Here is a 24,560-nt window from a genome sequence, read left to right as displayed (position 1 = left end):
GTGCTGCGCACCCGCTTCGGCTCGCCTCGTGTTCCTCACTGGACCAACAACCTCTCGGCGACGGCACAACAAAGGCCGTTACTACTCTCGGGTTCTGCGAATTCCAGCACGCGAAGGGGGTACTGGCCAAACGTCCGGCACCGGCGCACGTACACGCGTCCGGCGGGAAGCGGAAGCGGCGAAGGGTGCAAAGCCAGGCGTAGCCGCCCAATAGTGTGCGCGCTGCGGCATCGCCTGAGCGCGAGCCGTGTTCTCAGCCTTCGGAAAGTCTGTCGAAACGTTATGAAGGCGGGCCGGCCGTGTCCGACGACACAACCGGCCCCCATGGCCTTCGACGTGGCAAGTTGCCGGCGGCACGCTTTATTTGAGCCGTGCCAGCAGCGCATGCTCTACCAGGGTGATGAGCGCGCTCTTCGCCTCGCCGCGGTGGCGGGCGTCCGTGGTGATGATCGGTGCCTCGGGCCCGATCTGCAGGGCCTCGCGCACCTCCTCGGGCCGGTAGGGCTGGTGGCCGTCGAAGCCGTTGAGCGCGATCACGAACGGCAGGCCGCTGTTCTCGAAGTAGTCCACGGCGGGGAAGCAGTCCGCGAGCCGCCGGGTGTCGACCAGCACCACGGCGCCGATCGCGCCGCGCACCAGGTCGTCCCACATGAACCAGAAGCGGTCCTGGCCCGGGGTGCCGAACAGGTAGAGGATCAGGTCGTCGTCGAGCGTGATCCGGCCGAAGTCCATGGCCACCGTCGTGGTGGTCTTGTCCTGGACGTGGCTCAGATCGTCGATCCCGGCCGACGCCGAGGTCATCACCGCTTCGGTACGCAGCGGGTTGATCTCGGACACGGCACCGACGAAGGTCGTCTTGCCCACGCCGAACCCGCCGGCCACCACGATCTTCGCGGAGGTGGTCGAACGCGCCGGCGGCGCACCGTACGCAGGCTGCGGCTGCGCCCTAGAGCTTCCGAAGTCCACTGAGCACCCTCTCAAGCAGTGTCACATCAGGCTGGCCGCCGGCCTCGCCGCTGCCGGGCTGGTGGATGGCGACCATGCCGGCCTCGGCGAGGTCGGCCACGAGAATCCGGGCCACACCCAGCGGGATGGCCAGCAGCGCCGAGATTTCGGCCACCGACTTGATCTCCCGCGTCAGGTGGCAGATCCGCTGGTGCTCGGGCAGCAGTCCCGCATACTGCGCCGGGTCGGCTGTCGTGCTGACCAGCGCCTCTATCGCGAGCTGATAGCGCGGCCTGGTCCGGCCACCGGTCATGGCGTACGGCCGCACCAGCGGCTGATCACCTTCCACTCCGTACGGCGCGTGGTGGGACGCGCCGTACGGGCCTTGGCCCGGCGAGGCGGGTGGCGGGGTCATGAGGGTCCTCCGTGTCCGGGCAGTGCGTGTTGCGGTGCGGAAAAACGGGAACAAACGGGCGGATGGGGGAAACCGGGCAGGGGCCGGGATGGGCTTCAGTGCATGAGACTGCCCTGGAGTTCGGCCCTGAGGTCGGGGGTGAGGACGGTGCCTGCGCGGTCGACGAGCAGGGCCATTTCGTAGCCGACGAGGCCGATGTCGCACTCGGGGTGGGCGAGTACGGCCAGGGAGGAGCCGTCGGAGACGGACATGATGAAGAGGAAGCCGCGTTCCATCTCGACGACGGTCTGGTTGACGCTGCCGCCTTCGAAGATGCGGGAGGCTCCGGCGGTGAGCGAGGTCAGGCCGGAGGCTACGGCGGCGAGCTGGTCGGCGCGGTCGCGGGGGAATCCGTCGGACATCGCGAGCAGCAGGCCGTCGGCGGAGACCACCACGGTGTGGGACACCCCGGGGGTGTTGTCCACGAAGTTGGTGATCAACCAGTTCAGGTTCTGTGCCGCCTGGCTCATCGCACTCAACTAACGCTCCTGATGATTCGTACCGAAACCGCGGCCATCGGTCGTGCCGCCGGCCTCCCGGCCCTGCTGGATACCCCGCCGGAGATTGGTCAGCCGCCCGCGGACGTCGTCGGGCGAACGGGAGACCTGGGGACCGCCCTGCTGGGGCTGCGGCGCCTGGGCCGCACCACCGGCGACGAGATTCGCCCGCGGCACCCGACGCGGCAGCCCGGAGGGGGTGACCCCGCCTGCCGACGGCTCGCGGACCGCCTCGGCCCGCTGGCGCAGCGCGTCGTTGGGCGAGGTGCGCCAGTTCGGCGTCTCGCGCGGCAACGGCTTTGCCGAGGGCGCGGGCGGCGCCGCCGCCGAGGCGGCGGGCGAAGCAGCCGGTCCCGGCGCGGTCGGCGCGGGCGCCTGCTGCTGCGGCGCGCTGGTGCCGGGCCGCTGCGGACCCGCGGGGGTCGGGCGTTCGGTACGCGGCCGCTGCGGCGGTGCGGTGCGGCCCACCGGGCGGGGCGCCGGCGGGGCCTGCTGCTGGCCGCGCGCGCTCTGCTCGACGTGGATCTGCTGCATTCGCTCCGCCTGGCCGGTGCGGAACCAGTCGGACTCGATCGCCGAGAAGATCGGCGTGGGCTCGTCGCCCCTGGTCTGCGCCGGCGGCAGCGCCATCGGCTCCGCGGGCTGCTGCGGCGGCTGCTGTCCCGGCCGCTGCTGGAACGGCCCGTGGCCGCCCTGCCCACCCGGCTGCGGTGCCATCGGGTGCTGCCCGGTGACGTCGGTACGCTCCTGGCCCGGCATCTGCTGCCGGCCGGTGTCGTACGGCTGCTGCGGTGCGCCGCCGTCGCGGTAGCCGGGCCCGCCCTGCGGACGGCCGCCGGCGGGCGGGGCGTACTGCCCGCCGCCGAAGGTGTCGTCGGCGCGGACGGCCGGGAACTGCGCGGTGTCACCGGGACCCCCCTGGCCGGGCGGCTGCGGCACCGGGAACTGTCCGGTGTCGCCGGGGCCGTTCTGGACGGGGAACTGTCCGGTGCCGTCGGTGCGTCCGTGGCCGGGTCGGGCGAACTGTCCGGTGTCGCCGGGGCCGCCCTGGACCGGGTACTGCCCGGTGCCGTCGGTGCGTCCGTGGCCGGGGCGCGGGAACTGTCCGGTGTCGCCGGGACCGTTCTGGACGGGGAACTGTCCGGTGCCGTCGGTGCGTCCGTGGCCGGGTCGGGCGAACTGTCCGGTGTCGCCGGGGCCGCCCTGGACCGGGAACTGTCCGGTGCCGTCGGTGCGCTCCTGGCCGGGGCGCGGGAACTGTCCGGTGTCGCCGGGGCCGCCCTGGACCGGGAACTGCCCGGTGCCGTAGGTCTCCTGCGGGCTGCGGGGCGCGCGGCCGAAGTCCTGGCCGTCGTTGCCGCGCTGGGCCGGGAACTGCCCGGTGCCGCCCTGCTGCGGGAAGTCGTCGCGCACCGGCGGGAACTGCGCGGTGTCGCCGGGGCCGCCCTGCGGGCGCTGCTGGTCGTTGCCGCCGCCCTGTCGCGGCCCGGGACGGCCGCCGAAGACGTCGGAGCGGAAGCCGCTCGGCCCGGTGCCCTGCTGCTGCGGCGGCGGGAACTGCCGGTTGCCCTGCTGGCCGCCGTAGGAGTCGTCGCCGCCCTGCCGGAAGTCCGCCCTGGCGCCGGTGTCCTGCCCCTGGCCGGGCCCGCTGCCGTCGAAGGCGTCGAAAGCGGGAGCCGCCTCGACGTCCTCGTGGCCGCGCGGGGTGTCCTGCATGCCGCGGTCGTCGGCGGGGAAGCCCTGCGAGCCGTCCTGGGCCGCCCAGCGGGGCGTCCCCGGCTGCTGCGGTGCGCCGCCGGGCCGTCCCGCGCCCGGGGCCAGCGCCGGGCGCTGCGCGCCGCCGCCGACCTGGCCGCGCTGCGGGGCCCTGGGGACCGGCGTCGAGGCCGGTGCGCTGCCGAAGGCGCCGGCGATGCCGCCGCCGGCCGCGGCTGCGGCCGCCGCCGGGGGAGTGGCGCCGGCGCGGGGGCCGCCCATGGTGTTGCCCTTGGCGCCCGCACCGCCCTGCGTCACGTCGACCGGCAGCATGACCAGGGCGGTCGTACCGCCGGAGTCCGACGGGCGGAGCTGGATGCGGATGCCGTGCCGCAGGGACAGCCGGCCGACCACGAACAGGCCCATGCGGCGGGACACCGCGACGTCGACGGTCGGCGGGTTGGCCAGCCGCTCGTTGATGTCGGCCAGGTCCTCGGGCGACAGGCCGATACCGGTGTCGTGGATCTCGATGAGCACCCGGCCGTCCGGCAGCGCGTGACCGGTGACCCGCACCTTGGTCTGCGGCGAGGAGAACGACGTCGCGTTCTCCAGCAGCTCGGCGAGCAGGTGGACGAGGTCGTTGACGATACGGCCGGTGACCTCGGCCGACGGCACCGATGTCAGCTCGATGCGCTCGTACTGCTCCACCTCGGAGGCCGCGGCGCGCAGCACGTCGACCAGCGGGACCGGGCGGGTCCACCGGCGGCCCGGCTCCTCACCGGCGAGGACCAGCAGGTTCTCACCGTTGCGGCGCATACGGGTCGCGAGGTGGTCCAGCTTGAACAGCGACGACAGCTGGTCCGGGTCGGCCTCGCGGGACTCCAGCTCGGAGATCAGCGACAGCTGGCGCTGGATGAGGCCCTGGCTGCGGCGGGAGAGGTTGGTGAACATCGCGTTGACGTTGCCTCGCAGCAGCGCCTGCTCGGCGGCCAGCCGGACCGCCTCGCTGTGGACCTCGTCGAAGGCGCGGGCCACCTGGCCGATCTCGTCGCGGCTGTTGATGCCGATCGACTCGACCGAGGTGTCGACGTCCTGCGGGTCGGTGTCCGACAGCTGCTTGACCAGGTCGGGCAGCCGCTTCTGGGCGACGTCCTGCGCGGTCTGCTGCAGCCTGCGCAGCGAGCGGATCATGGAGCGGGCGACGACGAAGGCGCCGACGACGGCGACACCGAGGACCAGCAGGATGATCGCACCGGCGATCAGCGCGTCCTGCTTGGCCGTGCTCTGCAGTTCGAGCGACTTCTGCCGCAGCTCGTTCAGCAGCGACCGCTCGATGCGGTTCATCGCGTCGATCTTGGCCTTGGCGGCGTCGTCCCAGTCCAGGTAGGAGATGGTGACGCCGTTGATCGCGTCGGGCGTGCCGGCGATCCGCTCGCGCATCACGTCGTGCGCGGTGATCGTGTCGTTGCCGCCCTGGATCGGCTTGAGCAGCTCGGCGCTCGTGGTGCCGTAGAGGGTCTGGAAACGGGTGATGCTGATGTCCTCGTTGGCGGCACCCCACTTCACCGACTGGTAGTCGCTGCCGTCGAGGTGCCTGCCCTTGGCCAGCGCGGCGCTGATCACCGCGCGCTGGATGGACTCGTACTCCTTGGCGGACGAGAACGCCGCCAGCGCACGGGTGGAGGTCACCATCTCCGAGTTCTGCGTGGCCTGCGCCATGTCGACGGACAGGCCCAGCAGGGACTGGATGAGGCCGTCGTAGGAGTTGACGGTCTGGGCGATCGAGGACTGGCTGGTGAAGGCCTGGTCCCGCAGCTGGCTGAGCTGGGTCAGCTGGGTGTCGATCGCGATCAGGCTGGAGCGCACACCGGTGAACAGCGAGTCGCTCGACGAGATGTTGTCGCTCGCGTCGCGGTAGAGCTTGTACTCGCGGTCCGTGGTCTGCCGGGTGGCGGCGACCGAGTCGGTGGGGCTGCCGGCGCTCAGCGGGCCGGCCGCGCTGTCCCGCTCCTCGGCCAGGGCGTCGGCCAGGTCGGTCGCGTGCTCGGCGATGTCGGTCAGCGAGTTCATCCGCTGCAGCTGGTTGATGTTCTGCAGCGAGTTGTGGATGCGCAGGCCGCCGAGCGCGCCGGCGGTGACCACCGGTAGGGCGAGCAGCGAGACCAGGCGGGTGCTGATGCGCCAGTTGCGCATCGCTATTCGCGGTCCCGGTTTGCTGTCCAGGCCGGTGATCCGGCCCGCCTCGATACCGCTGGGCGTGCTCGTCCGTCCGGTGGCCGCAGCCGTTCCCGGCGTGGCGCCCCCGGAGTCGCCTGCCGCCTGGGCAGGACCGTTGCCGGTCCCGCCGGGCTGCTGCTCCGGGTCGCCCGCCGTGCCGCTGTCCCTCTTGAAACGTCCCTGCACTAGCGTCGCAACCTCTGGACCAGGCGTCCCCCGCGGTGAAGCGGACAGGACGGTGTCGAGTTCATGGGGGCCGGGGCCGCCCCGAATGGCGAGGAGGCCGTTGTAGCCCTTCACCGCCGCTCGGTGCTCGTACGCGCCCCCTGCGCGCCGGCTCGATGTGATGCGGCGGTCCGGGGAATTCCAGCACAGTGCTGGATCTCCCAACAAGGCCCGTAGCCGACCTGTTGGATTCCGTGACTGACTGTCCAGCGGTCCGCACGTTCCGTCGATCTAGGATTCCCCGAAATCGGGGTAATACGGACCTTGGGGTCAAGCTTGCACAGGTCGCACCGGTCGCTCGGGACCGGTCATGCGTGGGTGTTTTCCGGTGGTCGGAGTGGGATGTCCGAATAGGGCACCGAGGAGGTGTGCCCGTAATGACGGAATTGCCGCTCACTTGGTGAGCAAAATCACAACCCGTCAGACGTCTGGGACGCCGGGCGAGGGGAATGGCCGCCGCTAGCGTGGTGGTTTACACGAAGCGCACTTCTGTCAACCGCGGCCCGCCTCGCGCGGTCCGCCGAGCCCCCGAGGTCCCGACGGCCGATGAAGACCACCCTGATGTTCCGGCAGATGATCGCCAACCCGCGGCGTACCACTCTCGCCCACCTGAAGGACGCGACGGAACTCGGGGTCGCCCCGCCCGCGCCGGAGACCGACGCCGCCGCCGTCCGCGAGCTGCCGCAGTCCACCGCGAACCCGCGCCGCACGGTCCTCAACGAGCTGCCGAAGTCCCACGTCGAGGGCTGAGCCCCACTCCTGTGGCGGCCTGACCTGCGGCGACGCGGCGGCGGGCGGAGCGGTGCCGGACTACTAAGCTGGGCCCATGCGCATCGCCAGGTTCTCCATCGACGGGAATGTCGCCTTCGGCGCGGTCGAGGGCGACCCGACCGGCACCGGCGGCCCCAGCGGCTTCGACGGCCTCGTCCTCGACATCATCAAGGGCGTCCCCTTCGCCGACTTCGAACTGTCGGGCACGAAAGTGCCGCTGGACAAGGTCCGCCTGCTGCCGCCGGTCCTGCCCAACAAGGTCGTCGCCATCGGCCGCAACTACGCCGCCCACGCCGCGGAGCTGGGCAACGAGGTGCCGGCCGCGCCCTGGGCCTTCTTCAAACCGTCCACCTCGGTCATCGGCCCCGGCGACAACATCGTCTACCCGTCGTTCTCCCGCGAGGTCCACCACGAGGCGGAGCTCGCGGTCGTCATCAGCCGGCTGTGCAGGGAAGTGCCGCGCGAACGGGTCAAGGACGTCATCCTCGGCTACACCTGCGCCAACGACGTCACCGCCCGCGACACCCAGCAGACCGAGAAGCAGTGGGCCAGGGCCAAGGGCTTCGACTCCTCCTGCCCGCTCGGCCCCTGGATCGAGACCGGCATCGACCTGGCGGGCGCCGCCGACCTGGCGATCACCGCGACCGTCAACGGCGAACTGCGGCAGGCCGGCCGCACCGGGCAGATGATCAACCGCATCGAGGACCTGATCGTCAACATCACCGAGGCGATGACCCTGCTGCCCGGCGACGTCATCCTCACCGGCACCCCGGCCGGGGTCGGCCCGCTGCACCCCGGCGACGAGGTCGCCGTCACCATCGAAGGCATCGGCACTCTCACCAACAAGGTGATCTCGCGTGGCTAGCGCACCCTCCACGGACGTACGCGTCCGCTTCTGCCCCTCGCCGACCGGCAACCCCCACGTGGGCCTGGTCCGCACCGCTCTTTTCAACTGGGCCTTCGCCCGGCACCACCAGGGCACCCTGGTGCTGCGGATCGAGGACACCGACGCCGCCCGCGACTCCGAGGAGTCCTACCTGGCGCTGCTGGACTCGCTGCGCTGGCTCGGCCTCGACTGGGACGAGGGCCCCGAGGTCGGCGGCCCGCACGCGCCCTACCGGCAGTCGCAGCGGATGGACGTCTACGCCGATGTGGCCCGCCGCCTCAAGGAGGCCGGGCACGCGTACGACTGCTACTGCAGCACCGAGGAGCTGGACGCCCGCCGGGAGGCCGCCCGCGCCGCCGGCCGCCCCTCCGGCTACGACGGCCACTGCCGCAACCTGACCGCCGAGCAGACGGCCCGCTACCTGGCAGAGGGCCGCGGCGCGATCGTGCGCTTCCGCATGCCGGACAAGGCGATCACCTTCACCGACCTGGTGCGCGGCGAGCTGACCTTCACCCCGGAGAACGTGCCGGACTACGGCATCGTCCGGGCCAGCGGCGCCCCGCTCTACACCCTGGTCAACCCGGTGGACGACGCCCTGATGGGCATCACGCACGTGCTGCGCGGCGAGGACCTGCTGTCCTCCACCCCGCGGCAGATCGCCCTCTACGAGGCGCTGATCGGCCTGGGTGTCGCCAAGCAGATCCCGGAGTTCGGGCACCTGCCGTACGTGATGGGCGAGGGCAACAAGAAGCTGTCCAAGCGCGACCCGGAGTCCTCGCTCAACCTCTACCGCGAGCGCGGCTTCCTGCCCGAGGGGCTGCTGAACTACCTGTCGCTGCTTGGCTGGTCCTACTCCGCCGACCGGGACGTCTTCACACCGGCCGAGATGGTCGCCAAGTTCGACATCGGCGACGTCAACGCCAATCCGGCGCGCTTCGACCTGAAGAAGGCCGAGGCGATCAACGCCGACCACATCCGGCTGCTCGACCCCGCCGCCTTCGCCGACGCCTGCACCCCGTGGCTGCGGGCCCCGCACGCGCCCTGGGCGCCCGAGGACTTCGACGAGGCGGCCTGGCAGGCCATCGCGCCCTACGCGCAGACCCGGCTGACGGTGCTGTCCGACATCACCGCCAACGTCGACTTCCTCTTCCTGCCCGAGCCGGCCGCCGACGAGGCGTCCTGGGCGAAGGCCATGAAGGAGGGCTCCGACGCGCTGCTGGCCACCGCCAGGGAGAAGCTGGCCGCCGCGGACTGGTCGAGCCCCGAGGCGCTGAAGGAGGCCGTCCTGGCCGCCGGCGAGGCCCACGGCCTCAAGCTCGGCAAGGCCCAGGCCCCGGTCCGCGTCGCGGTCACCGGCCGCACCGTCGGCCTGCCGCTCTTCGAGTCCCTCCAGGTGCTGGGCCGCGACCGCGCCCTGGCCCGCATCGACAGCGCGCTGGCCCGGCTGGCGGGCTGAGCCGGGGCCGGGGCGGCCGCTCCGGCTAGATTGGCCGTATGGCGATCCGTGCGGTGCTCTGGGACATCGACGACACGATCTTCGACTACGGGAGCGCCGAGCGCACCGGCATGCGGCGCCATCTCGACCATGAGGGCCTGCCCGACGGCTGTGACAGCGTCGAGCGGGCCCTCGACCACTGGCGGGACCTGACCGTCGAGCACTGGCGGCGCTTCGCCGCGGGCGAGTGCGACTTCGAGGGGCAGCGCAGGGCGCGGGTGCGGGACTTCCTGGGGCTGCCGCTGACCGACGCCGAGGCCGAGGAGTGGTTCGACCGGCACAAGGTGCACTACGAGTCCGCCTGGGCGCTCTTCCCCGACACGCTGCCCGCGCTGGACGGCCTGGCCGACGGCTACCGGCACGCGGTGCTGTCCAACTCCGCCTTCGCCCACCAGGACCGCAAGCTGCGCCTGCTGGGCGTCAGGGACCGCTTCGAGGTGCTGCTGTGCGCGGCGGAGCTGGGGATCTCCAAGCCCGCGGCCGAGGCCTTCCACGCCGCCTGCCGGGCGCTGGACCTGGCGCCCGCGGAGGTCGCCTACGTCGGCAACGAGCCGGACATCGACGCCCGCGGCGCGGCCGAGGCGGGCCTGCTCGGCATCTGGCTGGACCGGCACGGGGCCGGCGGCCGGCCGGAGCTGGCCAGGATCACCGGGCTCGGCGAGCTCCCCGCACTGCTGCGCTCCGATACCCGTTTTGGAGCGGTGTCCCTGATCGGGTAATGTTCTTCCTGCGCCGCCCGAGAGGGCCGAAAGGCCCGGCCGGGAGCGCGAGCCGAACAAGACCCGCAGGGGTTGCGTTTTGGTGGGGTATGGTGTAATTGGCAACACGGCTGATTCTGGTTCAGTTGTTCTAGGTTCGAGTCCTGGTACCCCAGCGCATGTGTATTGCAAGCCCCCGTTGTGTAGCGGCCTAGCACGCTGCCCTCTCAAGGCAGTAGCGCCGGTTCGAATCCGGTCGGGGGTACAGATCCTTTCTTTCCGTCCCCTCCGGGTCGCTCCCGGGCGTGACGACGCGAGGATCGCCAAAGCTCGCCCCCGTTGTGTAGCGGCCTAGCACGCCGCCCTCTCAAGGCGGTAGCGCCGGTTCGAATCCGGTCGGGGGTACGCATCCGCGGAAGTCGGAAAATGTGAAGCCCGTCGCATTCGCGACGGGCTTCCGGCGTTCCCGGCCCAATGCCACGAGTGCCCGTTCCTCCCGGCCCGCGGGGACGGCGCGGGCCGGGAGGAACGGGCCGATCGGTCAGCTGGAGCGGCGCAGCGCCTCGGAGAGCCGGGCGGCGGCGTCCACCACGGCCTGGGCGTGCATACGGCCCGGGTGCCGGGTCAGCCGCTCGATGGGCCCCGACACCGACACGGCGGCCACCACCCGGTTCGACGGGCCCCGCACCGGCGCGGACACCGACGCCACGCCCGGCTCGCGCTCGCCGATCGACTGCGACCAGCCCCTGCGGCGTACTCCGGACAGCGCGGTGGCGGTGAAGCGCGCGCCCTGCAGGCCGCGGTGCAGCCGCTCCGGCTCCTCCCAGGCCATCAGCACCTGGGCGGCCGAGCCGGCCTTCATCGGCAGCGTGGAGCCCACCGGCACGGTGTCCCGCAGTCCGGACAGCCTCTCCGCGGCCGCCACGCAGATCCGCATGTCGCCCTGCCGGCGGTAGAGCTGGGCGCTCTCGCCGGTCACATCCCGCAGGTGCGTGAGCACCGGACCCGCCGTGGCGAGCAGCCGGTCCTCGCCCGCGGCGGCGGCCAGCTCGGACAGCCGCGGCCCGAGGATGAAGCGGCCCTGCATGTCGCGGGCCACCATGCGATGGTGTTCGAGCGCGACCGCCAGCCGGTGCGCGGTGGGGCGGGCGAGGCCCGTGGCGCCGACAAGTCCGGCCAGGGTGGCCGGTCCTGACTCCAGTGCGCTGAGCACCAGAGCAGCCTTGTCGAGAACGCCGACGCCGCTAGAGTTGTCCATGCAACGATATTCGCGTCTCACACTGTGAAACGCAAGTTCAATTTTCCCCGGAAGCCGTCAGGCTGGGAGCACGGCGCGAACCACAGCGCGGAACGGAACACACACCGAGTTGGCCCGGGGCGAAGAAGGCCGGGGCCGGAGGGACAGCGATGGGTAGGACACTCGCGGAAAAAGTCTGGGACGACCATGTCGTCCGCCGCGCCGAAGGCGAGCCCGATCTGCTCTTCATCGATCTCCACCTCCTCCATGAGGTGACCAGCCCCCAGGCGTTCGACGGGCTGCGGATGAACGGCCGGCAGGTGCGCCGCACGGACCTCACCATCGCCACCGAGGACCACAACACCCCGACCCTCGACATCGACAAGCCGATCGCCGACCCGGTCTCGCGCACGCAGCTGGAGACGCTGCGCAAGAACTGCGCCGAGTTCGGGGTGCGGCTGCACCCGCTCGGCGACGTCGAGCAGGGCGTCGTGCACGTGGTGGGACCGCAGCTGGGCCTGACCCAGCCGGGCACCACCGTGGTCTGCGGCGACAGCCACACCTCCACCCACGGCGCCTTCGGCGCGCTGGCGTTCGGCATCGGCACCTCCCAGGTCGAGCACGTGCTGGCCACCCAGACGCTGCCGCTGGCCCCCTTCAGGACCATGGCCGTCACCGTCGACGGCGAGCTGCCCGACGGCGTCACCGCCAAGGACCTGATCCTCGCAGTGATCACGCAGATCGGCACCGGTGGCGGCCAGGGCTATGTCATCGAATACCGCGGCTCCGCCATCGAGAAGCTGTCGATGGAGTCCCGGATGACCATCTGCAACATGTCGATCGAGGCGGGCGCGCGGGCCGGCATGATCGCCCCCGACCAGATCACCTTCGACTACCTGGAGGGGCGCGACCACGCCCCCACCGGCGCGGACTGGGACGCGGCGCTCGCGTACTGGAAGACGCTGCACACCGACGAGGACGCGGTCTTCGACCACGAGGTGCGGATCGACGCGGGCGGCCTGGCGCCGTTCGTCACCTGGGGCACCAACCCCGGCCAGGGCGCGCCGCTGAGCGCGGCCGTGCCCGACCCGGCGTCCTTCGCCGACCCCGGCGACCGGCTGTCGGCCGAGAAGGCGCTGGAGTACATGGGCCTGACCGCGGGGCAGCCGCTGCGCGAGGTCGCCGTGGACACCGTCTTCGTCGGCTCGTGCACCAACGGCCGGATCGAGGACCTGCGGGCCGCCGCGTCCGTCGTGCAGGGCCGCAAGGTCGCCGACAGCGTCCGGATGCTGGTCGTACCCGGTTCCGTACGGGTCGCGCTGCAGGCCGTGCACGAGGGCCTGGACAAGGTGTTCACCGAGGCCGGCGCCGAATGGCGGCACGCGGGTTGCTCGATGTGCCTGGGTATGAACCCCGACCAACTGGCGCCCGGCGAGCGTTCCGCGTCCACCTCGAACCGCAACTTCGAAGGACGGCAGGGCAAGGGCGGCCGTACGCACCTGGTCTCGCCGCAGGTGGCCGCCGCCACCGCGGTGCTCGGCCACCTCGCCTCGCCCGCCGACCTGTCCGACGCCCCTGTCCTGACGGAGGTCTGAGCCCGATGGAAGCCTTCACCACCCACACCGGCCGGGCCGTGCCGCTGCGCCGCGGCAATGTCGACACCGACCAGATCATCCCGGCGCACTGGCTCAAGAAGGTCACCCGCAACGGCTTCGAGGACGGGCTGTTCGAGGCCTGGCGCAAGGACGAGTCCTTCGTCCTCAACGCCCCCGAGCGCAAGGGCGCCACCGTCCTGGTCGCCGGACCCGACTTCGGCACCGGCTCGTCCCGCGAGCACGCGGTGTGGGCGCTGCAGAACTACGGCTTCAAGACCGTGCTCTCGTCTCGCTTCGCGGACATCTTCCGCGGCAACTCGCTCAAGAACGGCCTGCTCACGGTGGTGCTGCCGCAGGAGGTCATCGAGCAGCTGTGGCAGCTGGCCGAGGCCGACCCGACCGCCGAGGTCACCGTGGACCTGGTGGACCGCGAGGTCCGCGCCGAGGGCGTGACCGCGCCGTTCGAGCTGGACGACAACGCCCGCTGGCGGCTGCTCGAAGGGCTGGACGACATCAGCCTGACGCTGGCCAACGAGGCGGACATCGCCGCCTTCGAGAGCCACCGGCCGTCCCACAAGCCCAGCACCGTCAGGGCCTGACCCGTCCCACCAGGCCATGAAGCGCCCCTCGCGAACTCGCGGGGGGCGCTTTCCGCGTGCGCGCGCCGCGGCGATTCCCGTACGTCGGACGAGCTCTCCCGGTCGTCCAAAAGCCCGGTGGAAGGCCCCCGGAACACCCGGTTGGCCCTGTCACCGCCGACAACTCGCCGCAGATGGCACAATCGACCCATGGAACGCGACGGCCAACTCCAGCTCTACGGGGTTCTCGCCGCGCGTCTGAAGCAGGCGCACACGCGGGTGGCCAATCCCGAAGTCCCTGATGAGACCAGGCGGGAGTTGACTCGCAGGCTGCTCGCGGTGACCGCCACGGCGAAGCACGATCTCGCCGACGCGGCACGCCGTCTGGACGTGTTGACGGCCGAGTTGGACGACCTCGGAATCCCCGATCGCTGATCACGCAGGCCCCCGAGTTCGTTGCGGCACAAGGGTGATTCGCCCGTTTCGTATTTGATTTGCGGTATATATCCGCCTAGCGTGCGAAAAGGCCCGCACTCATTCGCCGGGCAAGTTTCCGAAGGGGAAGACGTGAACAAGGCGCAGCTCGTAGAAGCGATTGCCGACAAGGTGGGCGGCCGGCAGGCCGCCGCGGACGCGGTTGACGCGGTTCTCGACGCGATCGTCCGCGCGACGGTCTCCGGCGATCGGGTCTCGGTCACCGGATTCGGTTCGTTCGAGAAGGTCGAACGCCCGGCCCGCTACGCCCGCAACCCCCAGACCGGGGAGCGGGTCAGGGTCAAGAAGACCTCCGTGCCGCGGTTCCGCGCGGGCCAGGGCTTCAAGGACCTGGTCAGCGGGGCCAAGAAGCTCCCGCGCGGCGGGGAGGTCGCGGTCAAGAAGGCCCCCAAGGGCAGCCTGAGCGGTGGTGCTTCCACCACCGCGCGGACCAGCACCAAGAAGGCCGCCGCCAAGAAGGCCACCACGGCCCGCAAGGCCGCCGTCAAGAAGGCCACCACCGCGAAGAAGGCCGTCGCGAAGAAGACCACCGCGGCCAAGAAGACCACCACCAAGAAGGCGGCGGCGAAGAAGACCGCGGCCAAGAAGGCCCCGGCCAAGAAGGCCACCGCCAAGAAGACGCCGGGCAAGAAGACCGCGGCGCGCAAGACCACTGCCAAGCGGGCCGCCGCCAGCTAGACCTCCGGCGCCGCCGGACGGCCGCGAAGGGCCGGGCACCCCGCAAGGGGTGGACCGGCCCGCGCCGTTCTCCCGCCGGCCGCGCGCCCGGTCCCGGACCGGGCCGACGCGCCCGCGCCGCGCTTAGGCGCCCGGGTCCGGATACGTCTGCAGCGTCACGAAGACCACCCGCCGCGCGTCGCCCTCGCCCTCGGTGCGGATCCGCACCCGCTGGCCCACCCGCAGCAGCCGCAGGCCGCCCGCGTCGAAGGCCGCGGCGTCGAACGCCACCGGCGTCCCGTCGTCCAGCAGCACACTGCCCGCCCGGGTGCCGGGGTCAAAGGTGAACGCCGTCGCTTGCATGGCACCAGCCTATGGGCTGTCCCGTAATCCGCGGTGGACCAGCGCGCGGCGTCAGATGCGGTACATCGCAAGGCGAAGGGTCGCCCTCATACCGGGTCGTGTTCGGGCGAGCCCGACAACGCGGCGAGGTGCCGTAGATGTCGTCGCGCGCCCGCCGGGGATCAGCGGGACAGCCCTGAGGGCTTGGGCCTGGCGTACCGGCTTCCGGTGCCGGGCGGTGCGGGCGCCGGCGGGTGTCACACGGTGCCGCCCGGCGTCACGCGGTGCGGGCCGGGAAGAGCAGCGCGGTCCGCGGGCCGAGGCCGAGCGCGCGCGCCGCGTCCAGGTCCGCCGCGGTGTCCACGTCCTGCCGCACGGAAGACACCCCCGGAAGCGTGATCTCGCGTGCCCCCGACGCCAGGTGGCGGGCCCGCGAGGCGCCGCCGAAGCCGGGGGAGAGCGCCACGCCGGGCGACGCGGTGAGCAAGGTTGTCCCGGGACCGGCCGTATCGGCCAGGAATGCCCGCCCCGGCAGCCGTGCGGCCTCCCTGAGCACCTCGCCCAGCTCGGCGGGCCGCAAGGCCGGGAGATCGCCGTTCAGCGCGCCGACCCACGCCGACGGGCGCCGCTGCCGTACGAGGCCGGCGCCGTACCGCAGCGCCGCGTTCAGCCCGGCCGCCGGCACGTCGGCCACCACGAAGGCCCCCAGCCCCGCCACTTCGGCGCCCGCCGTCGGATCGTCGGTGACGACCGTGACATCCGCCACCTCCGCGCACGCCAGCACGGCGGCCACCGTGTCGAGCGCGAAAGCCAGCGCCAGCGCCGGGCGTACCGGCCCCGCCGCCTCCGCCAGCCTGCTCTTGGCCACGGCCAGCGGCTTGAGCGGCACCACGAGCGACCACATCGCCGTCAGATCCACCCCACCATTGTCACCGAGTGTCAGAGGTGCCCCCCGGCGGCCCGAGACCTGGCGTTAGTCTCTGGTAGCCGCGATGCTGAGCGGCAGCGCCATCGCAACGTAGAGGAGTCCGGGTGTCCCGCCGCAGAATCGGTTTCTGGTACCGCCTGGCGGCTGTCATCGCGAAACCGCCGCTCATTGTGCTGTTCAAGCGGGATTGGCAGGGAATGGAACACATTCCCGCCGACGAAGGATTCATCACGGCGGTGAACCACAACTCGTACCTCGACCCGCTGTCGTACGCGCATTTCCAGTACAACACCGGCCGGGTGCCGCGCTTCCTGGCCAAGGCCGCACTGTTCAAGCCGTTCTTCGTCGGCACGATGCTGCGCGGCACCGGCCAGATCCCGGTCTTCCGGGAGACCACCGACGCCGCCAACGCCTTCCGCGCCGCGGTCGCCGCGATCGAGGCCGGCGAGTGCGTGGCCTTCTACCCGGAAGGCACCCTCACCCGCGACCCCGAGATGTGGCCGATGGTCTCCAAGACCGGAATCGCCCGGGTCGCCCTGCTCACCAAGGCCCCCGTTATCCCGGTCGCCCAGTGGGGCGCCAACGAGGCAATGCCGCCGTATGCCAAGGAGAAGAAGTTCCGCCTCTTCCCCCGCAAGACGCTGCGCGTGCTGGCGGGACCGCCCGTCGACCTCGACGCCTTCTACGGCCAGGAGCCCACCGCCGAGACGCTGCGCGCGGTCACCGAGACCATCATGCGCAGCGTGACCGAACTGCTCGCGGAGCTGCGCGGCGAGCCCGCACCCGCCGGGCTCTACGACCCGCGCAGGGCACGGGAGGGCAAGTGACGGCGCGCTGCGCGGTCTACGGCACCGGCTCCTGGGGCACCGCCTTCGCGATGGTGCTCGCCGACGCCGGATGCCAGGTGTCGCTGTGGGGCCGCAGGCAGGCCCTGGTCGACGCGATCAACACCACCCGGCGCAACCCGGAATACCACCCCGACCTGGAACTGCCCGCGTCCGTCACCGCCACCGCCGACCCGGCAGAGGCCGCGCACGACGCCGAGTTGGTCTTCATCACCGTGCCCTCGCAGACCCTGCGCGGCAACCTCGCCGAGTGGGCGCCGCTGCTGCGCGGCGACGCGGTGCTGGTCAGCCTCATGAAAGGCGTCGAGCTCGGCACCGCCAAGCGGATGAGCGAGGTGATCGAGGAGGTCGCCAAGACCGGGCCGGACCGGGTCGCCGTGCTGTCCGGGCCCAACCTGGCACCGGAGATCGCCGACCGGCAGCCCGCCGCCTCCGTCGTCGCCTGCCGGGACGACGCCGTCGCCCGCCGCATCCAGACCGCGTGCCACACCGCGTACTTCCGCCCGTACACCAACACCGACGTCGTCGGCTGCGAACTCGGCGGCGCGGTCAAGAACGTGATCGGCCTGGCCGTCGGCATCGCCGACGGCATGGGGCTCGGCGACAACACCAAGGCGTCGCTGATCACCCGGGGCCTGGCCGAGACCACCAGGCTCGGCCTGGCGATGGGCGCCGACGCGCACACCTTCGCGGGCCTGGCCGGCATGGGCGACCTGGTCGCCACCTGCTCGTCACCGCTGTCCCGCAACCACACCTTCGGCACCAACCTCGGCCGCGGCATGAGCCTCACCGAGACGATCGCCGTCACCCGGCAGACCGCGGAGGGCGTCAAGTCCTGCGAATCGGTGGCCGATCTCGCCCGCCGCCACGGCGTGGACATGCCGATCACTGAGACCGTGGTCGATATCGTGCACAACGGAAAACCGCCGGTCGTGGCCGTGCGGGAGTTGATGTCACGCTCCGCGAAGTCCGAAAGGTAAGGTCAACGCGACATGAGCAACCTGCCTTCTTCCCAGAGTCCGGGACCCGACGAGAGCGCCGCCCGCCCGGCGCCGTCCGGTTACGCACGCAAGCCGCGGGTCGCCGTCGTCTTCGGCGGCCGCAGCTCCGAGCACGGTGTCTCGGTGGTGACCGCGGCGAGCCTGCTGCGCGCCATCGACCGCACCAAATACGACGTCCTGCCGATCGGCATCACCAGCGAGGGCCGCTGGGCGCTCACCGCCGACGCCCCCGACCGGATGGCCATCACCGACCGCACGATGCCCACCGTGGAGCAGGTCACCGACGAGGAGGGCGCCGTCGTCCTCCCCGTCGACCCGGCCAACCGCGAGGTCGTCTACACCGAGACCGGCGCCGTCCCCAAGGCACTCGGCGAGGTCGACGTCGTCTTCCCGCTGCTGCACGGCCCCTACGGCGAGGACGGCACCCTGCAAGGGCTGCTCGAACTGTCCGGCGTCCCTTACGTCGGCGCTGGCGTGCTCGCCTCCGCCGTCGGCATGGACAAGGAGTACATGAAGCGGATCTTCACCTCCTTCGGCCTGGCCGTCGGCCCCTACACCGTGGTCCGCCCGCGGGAGTGGGACCGCGACCCGGCCGCGGTCCGCGACCGCCTCGTCGGCTTCGCCGCGGAACACGGCTGGCCGCTGTTCGTGAAGCCCGCCCGCGGCGGCTCCTCCTTCGGTATCAGCAAGGTCGACGGTCCTGAAGGGCTGGACGCGGCCATCGCCGAGGCCCGCAGGCACGACCCGAAGCTCGTCGTCGAGGCGCTGCTGCGCGGCCGCGAGATCGAGTGCGGGGTGCTGGAGTTCGAGGAAGGGCCGCGGGCCTCGGTGCCCGCCGAGATCCCGCCGGTCACCACGCACGCCTTCTACGACTTCGAGGCGAAGTACATCGACTCGGCCGAGGGCATCGTGCCCGCGCCGCTCACCCCCGAGCAGACCGCCGAGGTGCAGCGGCTCGCCGTCGCCGCCTTCGAGGCCGCCTCCTGCGAGGGACTCGTGCGCGCGGACTTCTTCCTGCTCGACAGCGGCGAGTTCGTGATCAACGAGATCAACACCATGCCGGGCTTCACCCCGATCTCGATGTACCCGCGGATGTGGCAGGAGAGCGGCGTCGACTACCCCGAACTGGTCGACCGGCTCATCCAGGCGGCACTGCGCCGCTCCACCGGACTGCGCTGAAACGTCCCTGCGGCACGGCAGCGGCTGCGCGCCGCCCGAGGCGGCAGGTCACAGCTCCGGGATCGTCTTCTTGACGGCGCCGGCGAGATCGGTCAGCGGACCGAGATCGCCGGCGTACTCCTGCGGCAGCGACACCTCGACGTACGCCTGCCGCAGCGTCGTGGTGAGCAGCAGCGACCCGCCTGAGCCGTGCTCGACCGACCAGCCGACCCCGTCGACATCGACGCCGTCGGCCTCGGGATTGTTGTCCACCAGCGGTCGTGGCACCCCGCAGCGCAGTACGATCGCCGGGTCCCCCCATCCGGTGATCAGCTCGGAGCGCGGTCGCAGGTCATGCCGGGAGAGCCCCACCACCTGCTGCGGCAGCGCGTCGTGCAGCGCACGGCAGTAGCCGGCCGTCCGCGCGTCGGGAACCGGCACGGCGACGGTGCCGTCGCCGCCTCCGGACATGGCGAAACCGTAGGCCGCCGCCGCGGCAAGGCACGCGACGGCGGACACGTTGATGAGGACGACCCGGTGATACAGCGCCACCGGGCGAGCATATCGGGGGGCTAGATATGGACGACGGGACAGGTGAGGGTTCGGGTGATGCCGTCCACCTGCTGAACCTTGGCGACCACCATCCGGCCGAGTTCGTCGACCGTGTCCGCCTGGGCCCTGACGATCACGTCATAGGGGCCCGTGACGTCCTCGGCCTGCATGACGCCGTCGATCTTGGAGATCACCTCCGCTACTGCCGAGGCCTTGCCGACCTCGGTCTGGATCAGGATGTAGGCCTGTACCACGGAACCTCCAGGGCGGCTACGAGGATCATGTGGGAAGGGGGACGCCACGTTATCGCGTCGTCGCGCACAGCGGGGAGACCCGCGCGGTACCTGACCCCCGTATTGACGGGAAACACTCAGCAGAACCGGCGAATGCCGAGACCTAAGGGGACGATGAGATGAAGGGGACTGTGGGCGAGTTGGGGGAGTTCGGGCTCATCAGGGAACTGACCTCCCGCCTCACCTCGACCCCGGCCGTGAAAATCGGCCCCGGTGACGACGCCGCCGTCATCACCGCGCCCGATCGGCGGGTGGTGGCCAGCACCGACATCCTGGTCGAGGGCCGGCACTTCCGCCGCGACTGGTCCACCGCCTACGACGTCGGCCGCAAGGCCGCCGCGCAGAACCTTGCGGACATCGCCGCCATGGGCGCCGTCCCCACCGCCGTGCTGCTCGGCCTCGTCGTGCCCGCCGAACTCCCCGCCACCTGGCCGATCGAGCTGATGGACGGCATCCGCGACGAGTGCCAGGTCGCCGGCGCGGCCGTCGTCGGCGGCGACGTCGTACGCGGCGACACCATCACCGTGGCCGTCACCGCCCTCGGCGACCTCCGCAACCGGGCCGCCGTCACCCGGTCGGGGGCCCGCCCCGGCGACGTCATCGCCGTCACCGGCTGGCTCGGCTGGTCCGCCGCCGGACTCGCCGTCCTGTCCCGCGGCTTCCGCTCTCCGCGCGCCTTCGTCGAGGCCCACCGCCGCCCCGAACCCCCCTACCACGCGGGCCCCGCGGCGGCGGAACTCGGCGCCACCGCCATGACCGACGTCAGCGACGGCCTGGTCGCCGACCTCGGCCACATCGCCACCGCCAGCGGCGCCGACATCGACCTGCGGTCCGCCGCCGTCGACGTACCCGCGCAGATGACCGACATCGGGCAGGCCGTCGGCGTCGACCCGCTGCACTGGGTGCTCACCGGCGGCGAGGACCACGCCATCGTCGCCGCCTTCCCGCCCGACGTGAAACTGCCCGCCCGCTGGCGGGTCATCGGCAAGGTCACCGCACCGGCAGGCCGCACCCCGCAGGTCACCGTCGACGGTGCGCCCTGGGAGAAGGCGGGCGGCTGGGACCACTTCGGCGACGACGCGTGAGCATCCCGCCCGCCGCGCCCCCGCGCGTGCTCACCGTCGCCGGATCCGACTCCGGCGGCGGTGCCGGCATCCAGGCCGACCTCAAGACGATGCTCGCCCTCGGCGTCCACGGCATGAGCGTGATCACCGCCGTGACCGCGCAGAACTCGCTCGGCGTGCACGGCACCTGGGACCTGCCGCCCGAAGCGGTACGCGCCCAGTTCAGGGCCGTCGTCGACGACATCGGGGTGCAGGCCGTCAAGACCGGCATGCTCGCCTCCGCCGAACTGGCCGGCACCGTCGCCGACCTGCTCACCGGCCTCGACGCCCCCGTCGTCGTCGACCCGGTCGGCGTCTCCAAGCACGGCGACGCCCTGCTGCGCGGCGACGCACCCGACGTCGTACGCACCAGGCTGCTGCCGCTGGCCACCGTCGCCACACCCAACCTCGACGAGGTCACCCGGCTCACCGGCGTCACCGTCACCGACGAGCAGGGCATGCGGGCCGCCGCCGACGCCGTCCTGGCCTGCGGCCCGCGCTGGGCCCTGATCAAGGGCGGCCACCTGCCCGGCACCGCCGAGTCCGCCGACCTGCTCTCCGACGGCCGCACCGAGCGCTGGTTCCGCGCCCCGCGCCACCCCGCCCGCCACACCCACGGCACCGGCTGCACGCTGGCCAGCGCGCTGGCCTCGTACCTCGCCCTCGGCCACGACGTCCCCACCGCCGTCGGCCTGGCGAAGACCTACGTCACCGCTGCCATCGCGGCCGGCTTCCCCCTGGGCGCCGGCATCGGCCCTGTCGACCACGGCCACGCCTTCAGAGCACGCTGAAAAGCCGGCCCACCCGAAGGTGGACCGGCTTCTCCGGAGCCGGAAGGCTGCGCCGCTGCGAGATGACGCGTCAGCGCGGACCGGGTCCCTTCCGCCCCTGAGGGCGGAGGGGGGTCACTCGCTAGCGCGAGACCTTGCCGGCCTTGATGCACGAGGTGCAGACATTGAGCCGCTTCGGCGTCTTCCCCACGACTGCACGCACCCGCTGGATGTTGGGGTTCCAACGACGCGGGGTACGGCGGTGCGAGTGGGAAATGCTGTTGCCGAAGCCCGGCCCCTTGCCGCAGACGTCGCAGTTGGCAGCCACGGGACACTCCAAGACTTCAGATACATTTACGAGGAAAAGCCCGGGAGAGCCCCAGGCAACCGGAGCAGCATACAACGACTGCTCCCATGCCACGAAACTACCACGCTCCCACCCCGCCCTTTCCCCATGGCGAGCGTTTTCCGGGGGCGCGCCAAGCCACGACGCGGCGGCGGTCAGGCAACGCGCCGCAAGGGGCAGGCCCTCAGGGGCGCGGGGAACTGCGCGCCAAGCCACGACGCGGCCGCGGCCGAGCAACGCGCCGCAGGGCGCAGGCCCTCAGGGGCTCGGGGAACCGCGAGACCGGCCCCACCGGGAAGGGTCCCGGCGCCCCGGGAACGGGGCAGACCCGGGGGCACCCCGAAGACGACTACGCTCGGGCGGAGAAATCGCTCTCCGCAGGAGGATTCGTGCCGCCCTCGCTCGACGCACCCACGGTGCGCACTTGGTGCCGGCTCACCCTCGCCGCACTGGGCCGCGCCCGCGAAGAGATCGACGCGATCAACGTCTTCCCCGTCGCCGACGGCGACACCGGCACGAACCTCTACCTGACCGTCGAGTCGGCCGCGCAAAGCGTGGAAGCCGTCTTCGACGCCCACGCGACGGCCGACCCGGCCGCGGGTACGGCGGGCGGTCCGACGCTGCCCGAGGCCTTCCGGGCGATGTCCCACGGCGCCCTCATCGGTGCCCGCGGCAATTCCGGCACGATCCTGGCGCAGTTGCTGCGCGGCATGAACGAACCGCTGGCCGAGGCCGCCGGCGGCCCGGACGCCAACGCGCTGCGCCGCGCGCTGCGGTCGGCCGCGGACTCGGCGTACGAGGCTGTCGCCCACCCCGCCGAGGGCACGATGCTCACCGTGGCGAGCGCCGCGGCGAGCGCGGCGGAAGCGACGGTCGGCGACCTCGCCGAGGTGGTGCGCGCGGCCCACACCGGCGCCCGCGCGGCCCTGGCGGCGACCCCCGGCCAACTCGGCGTCCTGCGCAGCGCGGGCGTCGTGGACGCCGGCGGCCTCGGCCTGGTCGCCGTACTGGCGGCCCTGTCCGACGCGGTAACGGGCGACACCCCGATGCACACGGCCACCACCCCGGGAGCCGGCACATCCTTCCGCACGACCCCACCCACGGCGGGCGCCGAGTGGACGCCCCCCGCCGCAGACGCGGATCCCACCAGCATCCTGGCGACTGGCGCGCCCCGCCCCCCGGCCCAGGCCGGCGGGCCACCGGCCGCCTTGGGCACAGACGCGGGTGCCCCGGCAGGCACACCACCCCGTTCCGCCCAGACGGGTAGGCGTACGGCGGCCACCGCAACGAACTCGGATCCCGCCGGAGCCCCGCCCGGCGGCCGGACGGCCTCCGCCGCGGACGCGGGTGCCGCAGGCGCCCCACCGGGCGCATCCCACGGCCCCGCCCAGGCCGGCAGGCCAACGGCCGCCACCGGCGCGGCCGCACCGCCCGCCCCCACCCCGCCGGGCGGGCGGACAGTCTCCGCTACAGACTCGGGCACCGTCGGCGCCCCACCGGGCCCACCCCCCGGCCTCGCCCAGGCGGGCAGCCCACCGGCCGCCACCGGCGCCCCGGGCGCACCCCCCGGCCCCGCCCTGCCGGGCGGCCGGGCGCCCTCCGCGGCGGACGCGGATCCCGTCGGCGCCCCGGTGGGCGCCCCCCACCGCCCCGCCCAGGCCGGCAGGCCAACGGCCGCCACCGGCGCGGGCGCACCGCCCGCCCCCGACCTGCCGGGCGGCCGGACGGCCTCCGCGGCGGACGCGGGTGCCGCAGGCGCCCCGGTGGGCGCACCCCACCGCCCCGCCCCGGCAGGGGCCCCGGGGGGCGCGCCCCCCCGAGTCGCCACGGCCGGCGGGCCAGAGGACTGCCAGGCCGTAGGCGGGCCCGCCTACGAGGTGATCTACCTGCTCGAAGCGGCGAACGCCGCGAAAATCGCTCGGCTGCGAGCCCGGCTCGACCGGCTCGGGGACTCGCTCGTCGTGGTCGGCGGGGACGGGTTGTGGAATGTGCATGTGCACGTCGACGACGTGGGGGCCGCCATCGAGGCGGGGATCGAGGCCGGGCGGCCGTACCGGATTCGCGTCACGCATTTCGGGGAGCAGGTGCGCCGCGGGGCGGGGCCGCACGAGCGGGCGATCGTGGCGGTCGTGCGGGGGGACGGGATGGCGGAGCTGTGCGCGCAGGCCGGCGCCACCGTGGTCGCCCTGCGGGCTGGTGAGCAGCTGGCGAGCGGTGAGATCGCCGCCGCGATCCGTCGGGCGCACGCACGCGAAGTGATATTGCTGCCGAACGACACGGAGCTGCGGCACGCGGCCGCCGCCGCCGTGGAGCAGGCCCGTGCGGACGGGGTGCGGGTCGCGCTGATCCCGACCCGGTCCGCGGTCCAGGGGATCGCCGCGCTGGCCGTCCACGAGCCGTCCCGCCGCTTCGACGAGGACGTCGTCGCGATGACGTCCGCGGCCGGCGCCACGCGCTACGCGGAGGTGACCGTCGCCGAGCGCGAGTCGTGGACGATGGCGGGCGTCTGCCAGGCCGGCGACGTCCTCGGGCTGATCGACGGCGACGTGGCCGTGATCGGCGCCGACGTCGTGGACACCGCCGTCCACGTACTGGACAGGATGCTGGCGGCGGGCGGCGAGATGGTCACCCTCGTGCTGGGCGCCACCGCGCCGCCGGGGCTCGCGGTCCGCCTGGAGTCGCACGTCCGCGACCGGCACCTGGCGGTGGACACGGTGACGTACGACGGCGGGCAGGCGTCCTGCCCGCTGCTGATCGGCGTGGAGTAGCCGCCGGTT

24 protein-coding genes and 3 tRNA genes are annotated in these 24,560 nt (G+C 72.4%); 17 read left to right on the top strand and 10 right to left on the bottom strand.

What is annotated here, in order from left to right; genetic code table 11:
• Positions 1-360 precede the first annotated feature (360 nt).
• From OG900_11775 to OG900_11760, 4 genes are all read right to left on the bottom strand, one after another.
• On the bottom strand, positions 361-966 hold the full coding sequence (locus OG900_11775) for an ATP/GTP-binding protein (GenBank protein WUH90706.1): 606 nt from the start codon (positions 964-966) through the stop codon (positions 361-363).
• Positions 947-1,360, bottom strand: coding sequence for a DUF742 domain-containing protein (locus OG900_11770; GenBank protein ID WUH90705.1), 414 nt, complete (start codon positions 1,358-1,360; stop codon positions 947-949). The genes OG900_11775 and OG900_11770 overlap by 20 nt, the downstream gene beginning before the upstream one ends.
• 95 nt (positions 1,361-1,455) lie before the next feature.
• On the bottom strand, positions 1,456-1,869 hold the full coding sequence (locus OG900_11765; protein ID WUH95717.1) for a roadblock/LC7 domain-containing protein: 414 nt from the start codon (positions 1,867-1,869) through the stop codon (positions 1,456-1,458).
• A 9-nt stretch (positions 1,870-1,878) separates the two neighbouring features.
• A complete protein-coding gene (locus OG900_11760) occupies positions 1,879-5,994 on the bottom strand; it encodes a nitrate- and nitrite sensing domain-containing protein (protein WUH90704.1) in 4,116 nt (1,371 codons plus the stop codon).
• Between the two features lie 585 nt (positions 5,995-6,579).
• Here OG900_11760 and OG900_11755 point away from each other — a divergent pair.
• The 7 genes from OG900_11755 (at position 6,580) to OG900_11725 (ending at position 10,288) form a co-directional block, all read left to right on the top strand.
• Complete coding sequence (locus tag OG900_11755; protein ID WUH90703.1) at positions 6,580-6,783, top strand: hypothetical protein; 204 nt, start codon at positions 6,580-6,582, stop codon at positions 6,781-6,783.
• 76 nt (positions 6,784-6,859) lie between these two features.
• A complete protein-coding gene (locus OG900_11750; protein ID WUH90702.1) occupies positions 6,860-7,669 on the top strand; it encodes a fumarylacetoacetate hydrolase family protein in 810 nt (269 codons plus the stop codon).
• A complete protein-coding gene (gltX, locus tag OG900_11745) occupies positions 7,662-9,146 on the top strand; it encodes a glutamate--tRNA ligase (GenBank protein WUH90701.1) in 1,485 nt (494 codons plus the stop codon). Before OG900_11750 ends, gltX begins: the two co-directional genes overlap by 8 nt.
• A gap of 38 nt (positions 9,147-9,184) precedes the next feature.
• Entirely contained in the window at positions 9,185-9,904 is a 720-nt protein-coding gene (locus tag OG900_11740) for an HAD family hydrolase (GenBank protein ID WUH90700.1), read from the top strand.
• A gap of 83 nt (positions 9,905-9,987) precedes the next feature.
• Positions 9,988-10,059: transfer RNA gene (locus OG900_11735), tRNA-Gln, on the top strand.
• 16 nt (positions 10,060-10,075) lie between these two features.
• A tRNA-Glu gene (locus tag OG900_11730) sits at positions 10,076-10,148 on the top strand.
• Positions 10,149-10,215: 67 nt separating this feature from the next.
• Positions 10,216-10,288: transfer RNA gene (locus tag OG900_11725), tRNA-Glu, on the top strand.
• 136 nt (positions 10,289-10,424) lie between these two features.
• Here OG900_11725 and ndgR read toward each other — a convergent pair.
• Positions 10,425-11,141, bottom strand: coding sequence for an IclR family transcriptional regulator NdgR (gene ndgR / locus OG900_11720; protein ID WUH90699.1), 717 nt, complete (start codon positions 11,139-11,141; stop codon positions 10,425-10,427).
• Positions 11,142-11,290: 149 nt separating this feature from the next.
• Between ndgR and leuC the strand changes: the two genes are divergently transcribed.
• The 4 genes from leuC to OG900_11700 all read left to right on the top strand — a co-directional run bounded on the left by leuC (position 11,291) and on the right by OG900_11700 (position 14,466).
• Complete coding sequence (gene leuC, locus OG900_11715; GenBank protein WUH90698.1) at positions 11,291-12,715, top strand: 3-isopropylmalate dehydratase large subunit; 1,425 nt, start codon at positions 11,291-11,293, stop codon at positions 12,713-12,715.
• Between the two features lie 5 nt (positions 12,716-12,720).
• Positions 12,721-13,314, top strand: coding sequence for a 3-isopropylmalate dehydratase small subunit (leuD, locus tag OG900_11710; protein ID WUH90697.1), 594 nt, complete (start codon positions 12,721-12,723; stop codon positions 13,312-13,314).
• 189 nt (positions 13,315-13,503) lie between these two features.
• On the top strand, positions 13,504-13,728 hold the full coding sequence (locus OG900_11705; GenBank protein WUH90696.1) for a hypothetical protein: 225 nt from the start codon (positions 13,504-13,506) through the stop codon (positions 13,726-13,728).
• 132 nt (positions 13,729-13,860) lie between these two features.
• A complete protein-coding gene (locus OG900_11700; protein WUH90695.1) occupies positions 13,861-14,466 on the top strand; it encodes an HU family DNA-binding protein in 606 nt (201 codons plus the stop codon).
• A 123-nt stretch (positions 14,467-14,589) separates the two neighbouring features.
• On the opposite strand, the gene OG900_11695 is transcribed toward OG900_11700, so the two are convergent.
• Both OG900_11695 and cofC read right to left on the bottom strand, forming a co-directional pair.
• Positions 14,590-14,808: a hypothetical protein gene (locus OG900_11695; GenBank protein WUH90694.1), complete on the bottom strand. Its 219-nt coding sequence runs from the start codon at positions 14,806-14,808 to the stop codon at positions 14,590-14,592.
• 256 nt (positions 14,809-15,064) lie between these two features.
• The gene (cofC, locus tag OG900_11690) at positions 15,065-15,691 is read right to left on the bottom strand and encodes a 2-phospho-L-lactate guanylyltransferase (protein ID WUH95716.1); all 627 of its coding nucleotides are present in this window, start codon (positions 15,689-15,691) and stop codon (positions 15,065-15,067) included.
• A 128-nt stretch (positions 15,692-15,819) separates the two neighbouring features.
• Between cofC and OG900_11685 the strand changes: the two genes are divergently transcribed.
• The 3 genes from OG900_11685 to OG900_11675 are packed head-to-tail and all read left to right on the top strand — an operon-like array spanning position 15,820 to position 18,740.
• A complete protein-coding gene (locus OG900_11685) occupies positions 15,820-16,542 on the top strand; it encodes a 1-acyl-sn-glycerol-3-phosphate acyltransferase (protein ID WUH90693.1) in 723 nt (240 codons plus the stop codon).
• On the top strand, positions 16,539-17,540 hold the full coding sequence (locus OG900_11680; GenBank protein ID WUH90692.1) for an NAD(P)-dependent glycerol-3-phosphate dehydrogenase: 1,002 nt from the start codon (positions 16,539-16,541) through the stop codon (positions 17,538-17,540). The genes OG900_11685 and OG900_11680 overlap by 4 nt, the downstream gene beginning before the upstream one ends.
• A gap of 12 nt (positions 17,541-17,552) precedes the next feature.
• On the top strand, positions 17,553-18,740 hold the full coding sequence (locus OG900_11675; protein ID WUH90691.1) for a D-alanine--D-alanine ligase: 1,188 nt from the start codon (positions 17,553-17,555) through the stop codon (positions 18,738-18,740).
• A 48-nt stretch (positions 18,741-18,788) separates the two neighbouring features.
• Here the strand turns inward: OG900_11675 and OG900_11670 are convergent, their stop codons facing one another.
• A complete protein-coding gene (locus OG900_11670; protein WUH90690.1) occupies positions 18,789-19,271 on the bottom strand; it encodes a DUF3515 domain-containing protein in 483 nt (160 codons plus the stop codon).
• A gap of 20 nt (positions 19,272-19,291) precedes the next feature.
• Positions 19,292-19,525 (bottom strand): Lrp/AsnC ligand binding domain-containing protein, encoded by a 234-nt coding sequence (locus tag OG900_11665; protein WUH90689.1) that lies wholly within the window; start codon positions 19,523-19,525, stop codon positions 19,292-19,294.
• A gap of 158 nt (positions 19,526-19,683) precedes the next feature.
• On the opposite strand from OG900_11665, the gene OG900_11660 reads away from it, so the two are divergent.
• Positions 19,684-20,649, top strand: coding sequence for a thiamine-phosphate kinase (locus OG900_11660; protein WUH90688.1), 966 nt, complete (start codon positions 19,684-19,686; stop codon positions 20,647-20,649).
• Entirely contained in the window at positions 20,646-21,458 is an 813-nt protein-coding gene (thiD, locus tag OG900_11655; protein ID WUH90687.1) for a bifunctional hydroxymethylpyrimidine kinase/phosphomethylpyrimidine kinase, read from the top strand. Before OG900_11660 ends, thiD begins: the two co-directional genes overlap by 4 nt.
• A gap of 121 nt (positions 21,459-21,579) precedes the next feature.
• Here the strand turns inward: thiD and rpmB are convergent, their stop codons facing one another.
• Positions 21,580-21,765 carry a 50S ribosomal protein L28 gene (rpmB, locus tag OG900_11650; GenBank protein WUH90686.1) on the bottom strand — a complete coding sequence of 62 codons (186 nt, stop codon included), beginning with the start codon at positions 21,763-21,765 and terminating at the stop codon, positions 21,580-21,582.
• A 407-nt stretch (positions 21,766-22,172) separates the two neighbouring features.
• On the opposite strand from rpmB, the gene OG900_11645 reads away from it, so the two are divergent.
• A complete protein-coding gene (locus OG900_11645; protein ID WUH90685.1) occupies positions 22,173-24,551 on the top strand; it encodes a DAK2 domain-containing protein in 2,379 nt (792 codons plus the stop codon).
• Positions 24,552-24,560: the final 9 nt, after the last annotated feature.

The sequence above is a fragment of the Streptomyces sp. NBC_00433 genome, from assembly GCA_036015235.1.
GTDB lineage: Bacteria > Actinomycetota > Actinomycetes > Streptomycetales > Streptomycetaceae > Actinacidiphila.
The sequence above is the reverse complement of the archived record's forward strand: the minus strand, read 5'-3'. Positions and strand labels throughout refer to the sequence as shown.

Coding starts and splice junctions, on each gene's coding strand:
- OG900_11695 (WUH90694.1), bottom strand. CDS start 14,808: ATGCAAGCGACGGCGTTCACCTTTGACCCCGGCACCCGGGCGGGCAGT.
- leuD (WUH90697.1), top strand. CDS start 12,721: ATGGAAGCCTTCACCACCCACACCGGCCGGGCCGTGCCGCTGCGCCGC.
- OG900_11675 (WUH90691.1), top strand. CDS start 17,553: ATGAGCAACCTGCCTTCTTCCCAGAGTCCGGGACCCGACGAGAGCGCC.
- OG900_11660 (WUH90688.1), top strand. CDS start 19,684: ATGAAGGGGACTGTGGGCGAGTTGGGGGAGTTCGGGCTCATCAGGGAA.
- leuC (WUH90698.1), top strand. CDS start 11,291: ATGGGTAGGACACTCGCGGAAAAAGTCTGGGACGACCATGTCGTCCGC.
- OG900_11705 (WUH90696.1), top strand. CDS start 13,504: ATGGAACGCGACGGCCAACTCCAGCTCTACGGGGTTCTCGCCGCGCGT.
- OG900_11755 (WUH90703.1), top strand. CDS start 6,580: ATGAAGACCACCCTGATGTTCCGGCAGATGATCGCCAACCCGCGGCGT.
- OG900_11740 (WUH90700.1), top strand. CDS start 9,185: ATGGCGATCCGTGCGGTGCTCTGGGACATCGACGACACGATCTTCGAC.
- OG900_11765 (WUH95717.1), bottom strand. CDS start 1,869: ATGAGCCAGGCGGCACAGAACCTGAACTGGTTGATCACCAACTTCGTG.
- cofC (WUH95716.1), bottom strand. CDS start 15,691: ATGTGGTCGCTCGTGGTGCCGCTCAAGCCGCTGGCCGTGGCCAAGAGC.
- OG900_11750 (WUH90702.1), top strand. CDS start 6,860: ATGCGCATCGCCAGGTTCTCCATCGACGGGAATGTCGCCTTCGGCGCG.
- ndgR (WUH90699.1), bottom strand. CDS start 11,141: ATGGACAACTCTAGCGGCGTCGGCGTTCTCGACAAGGCTGCTCTGGTG.
- OG900_11770 (WUH90705.1), bottom strand. CDS start 1,360: ATGACCCCGCCACCCGCCTCGCCGGGCCAAGGCCCGTACGGCGCGTCC.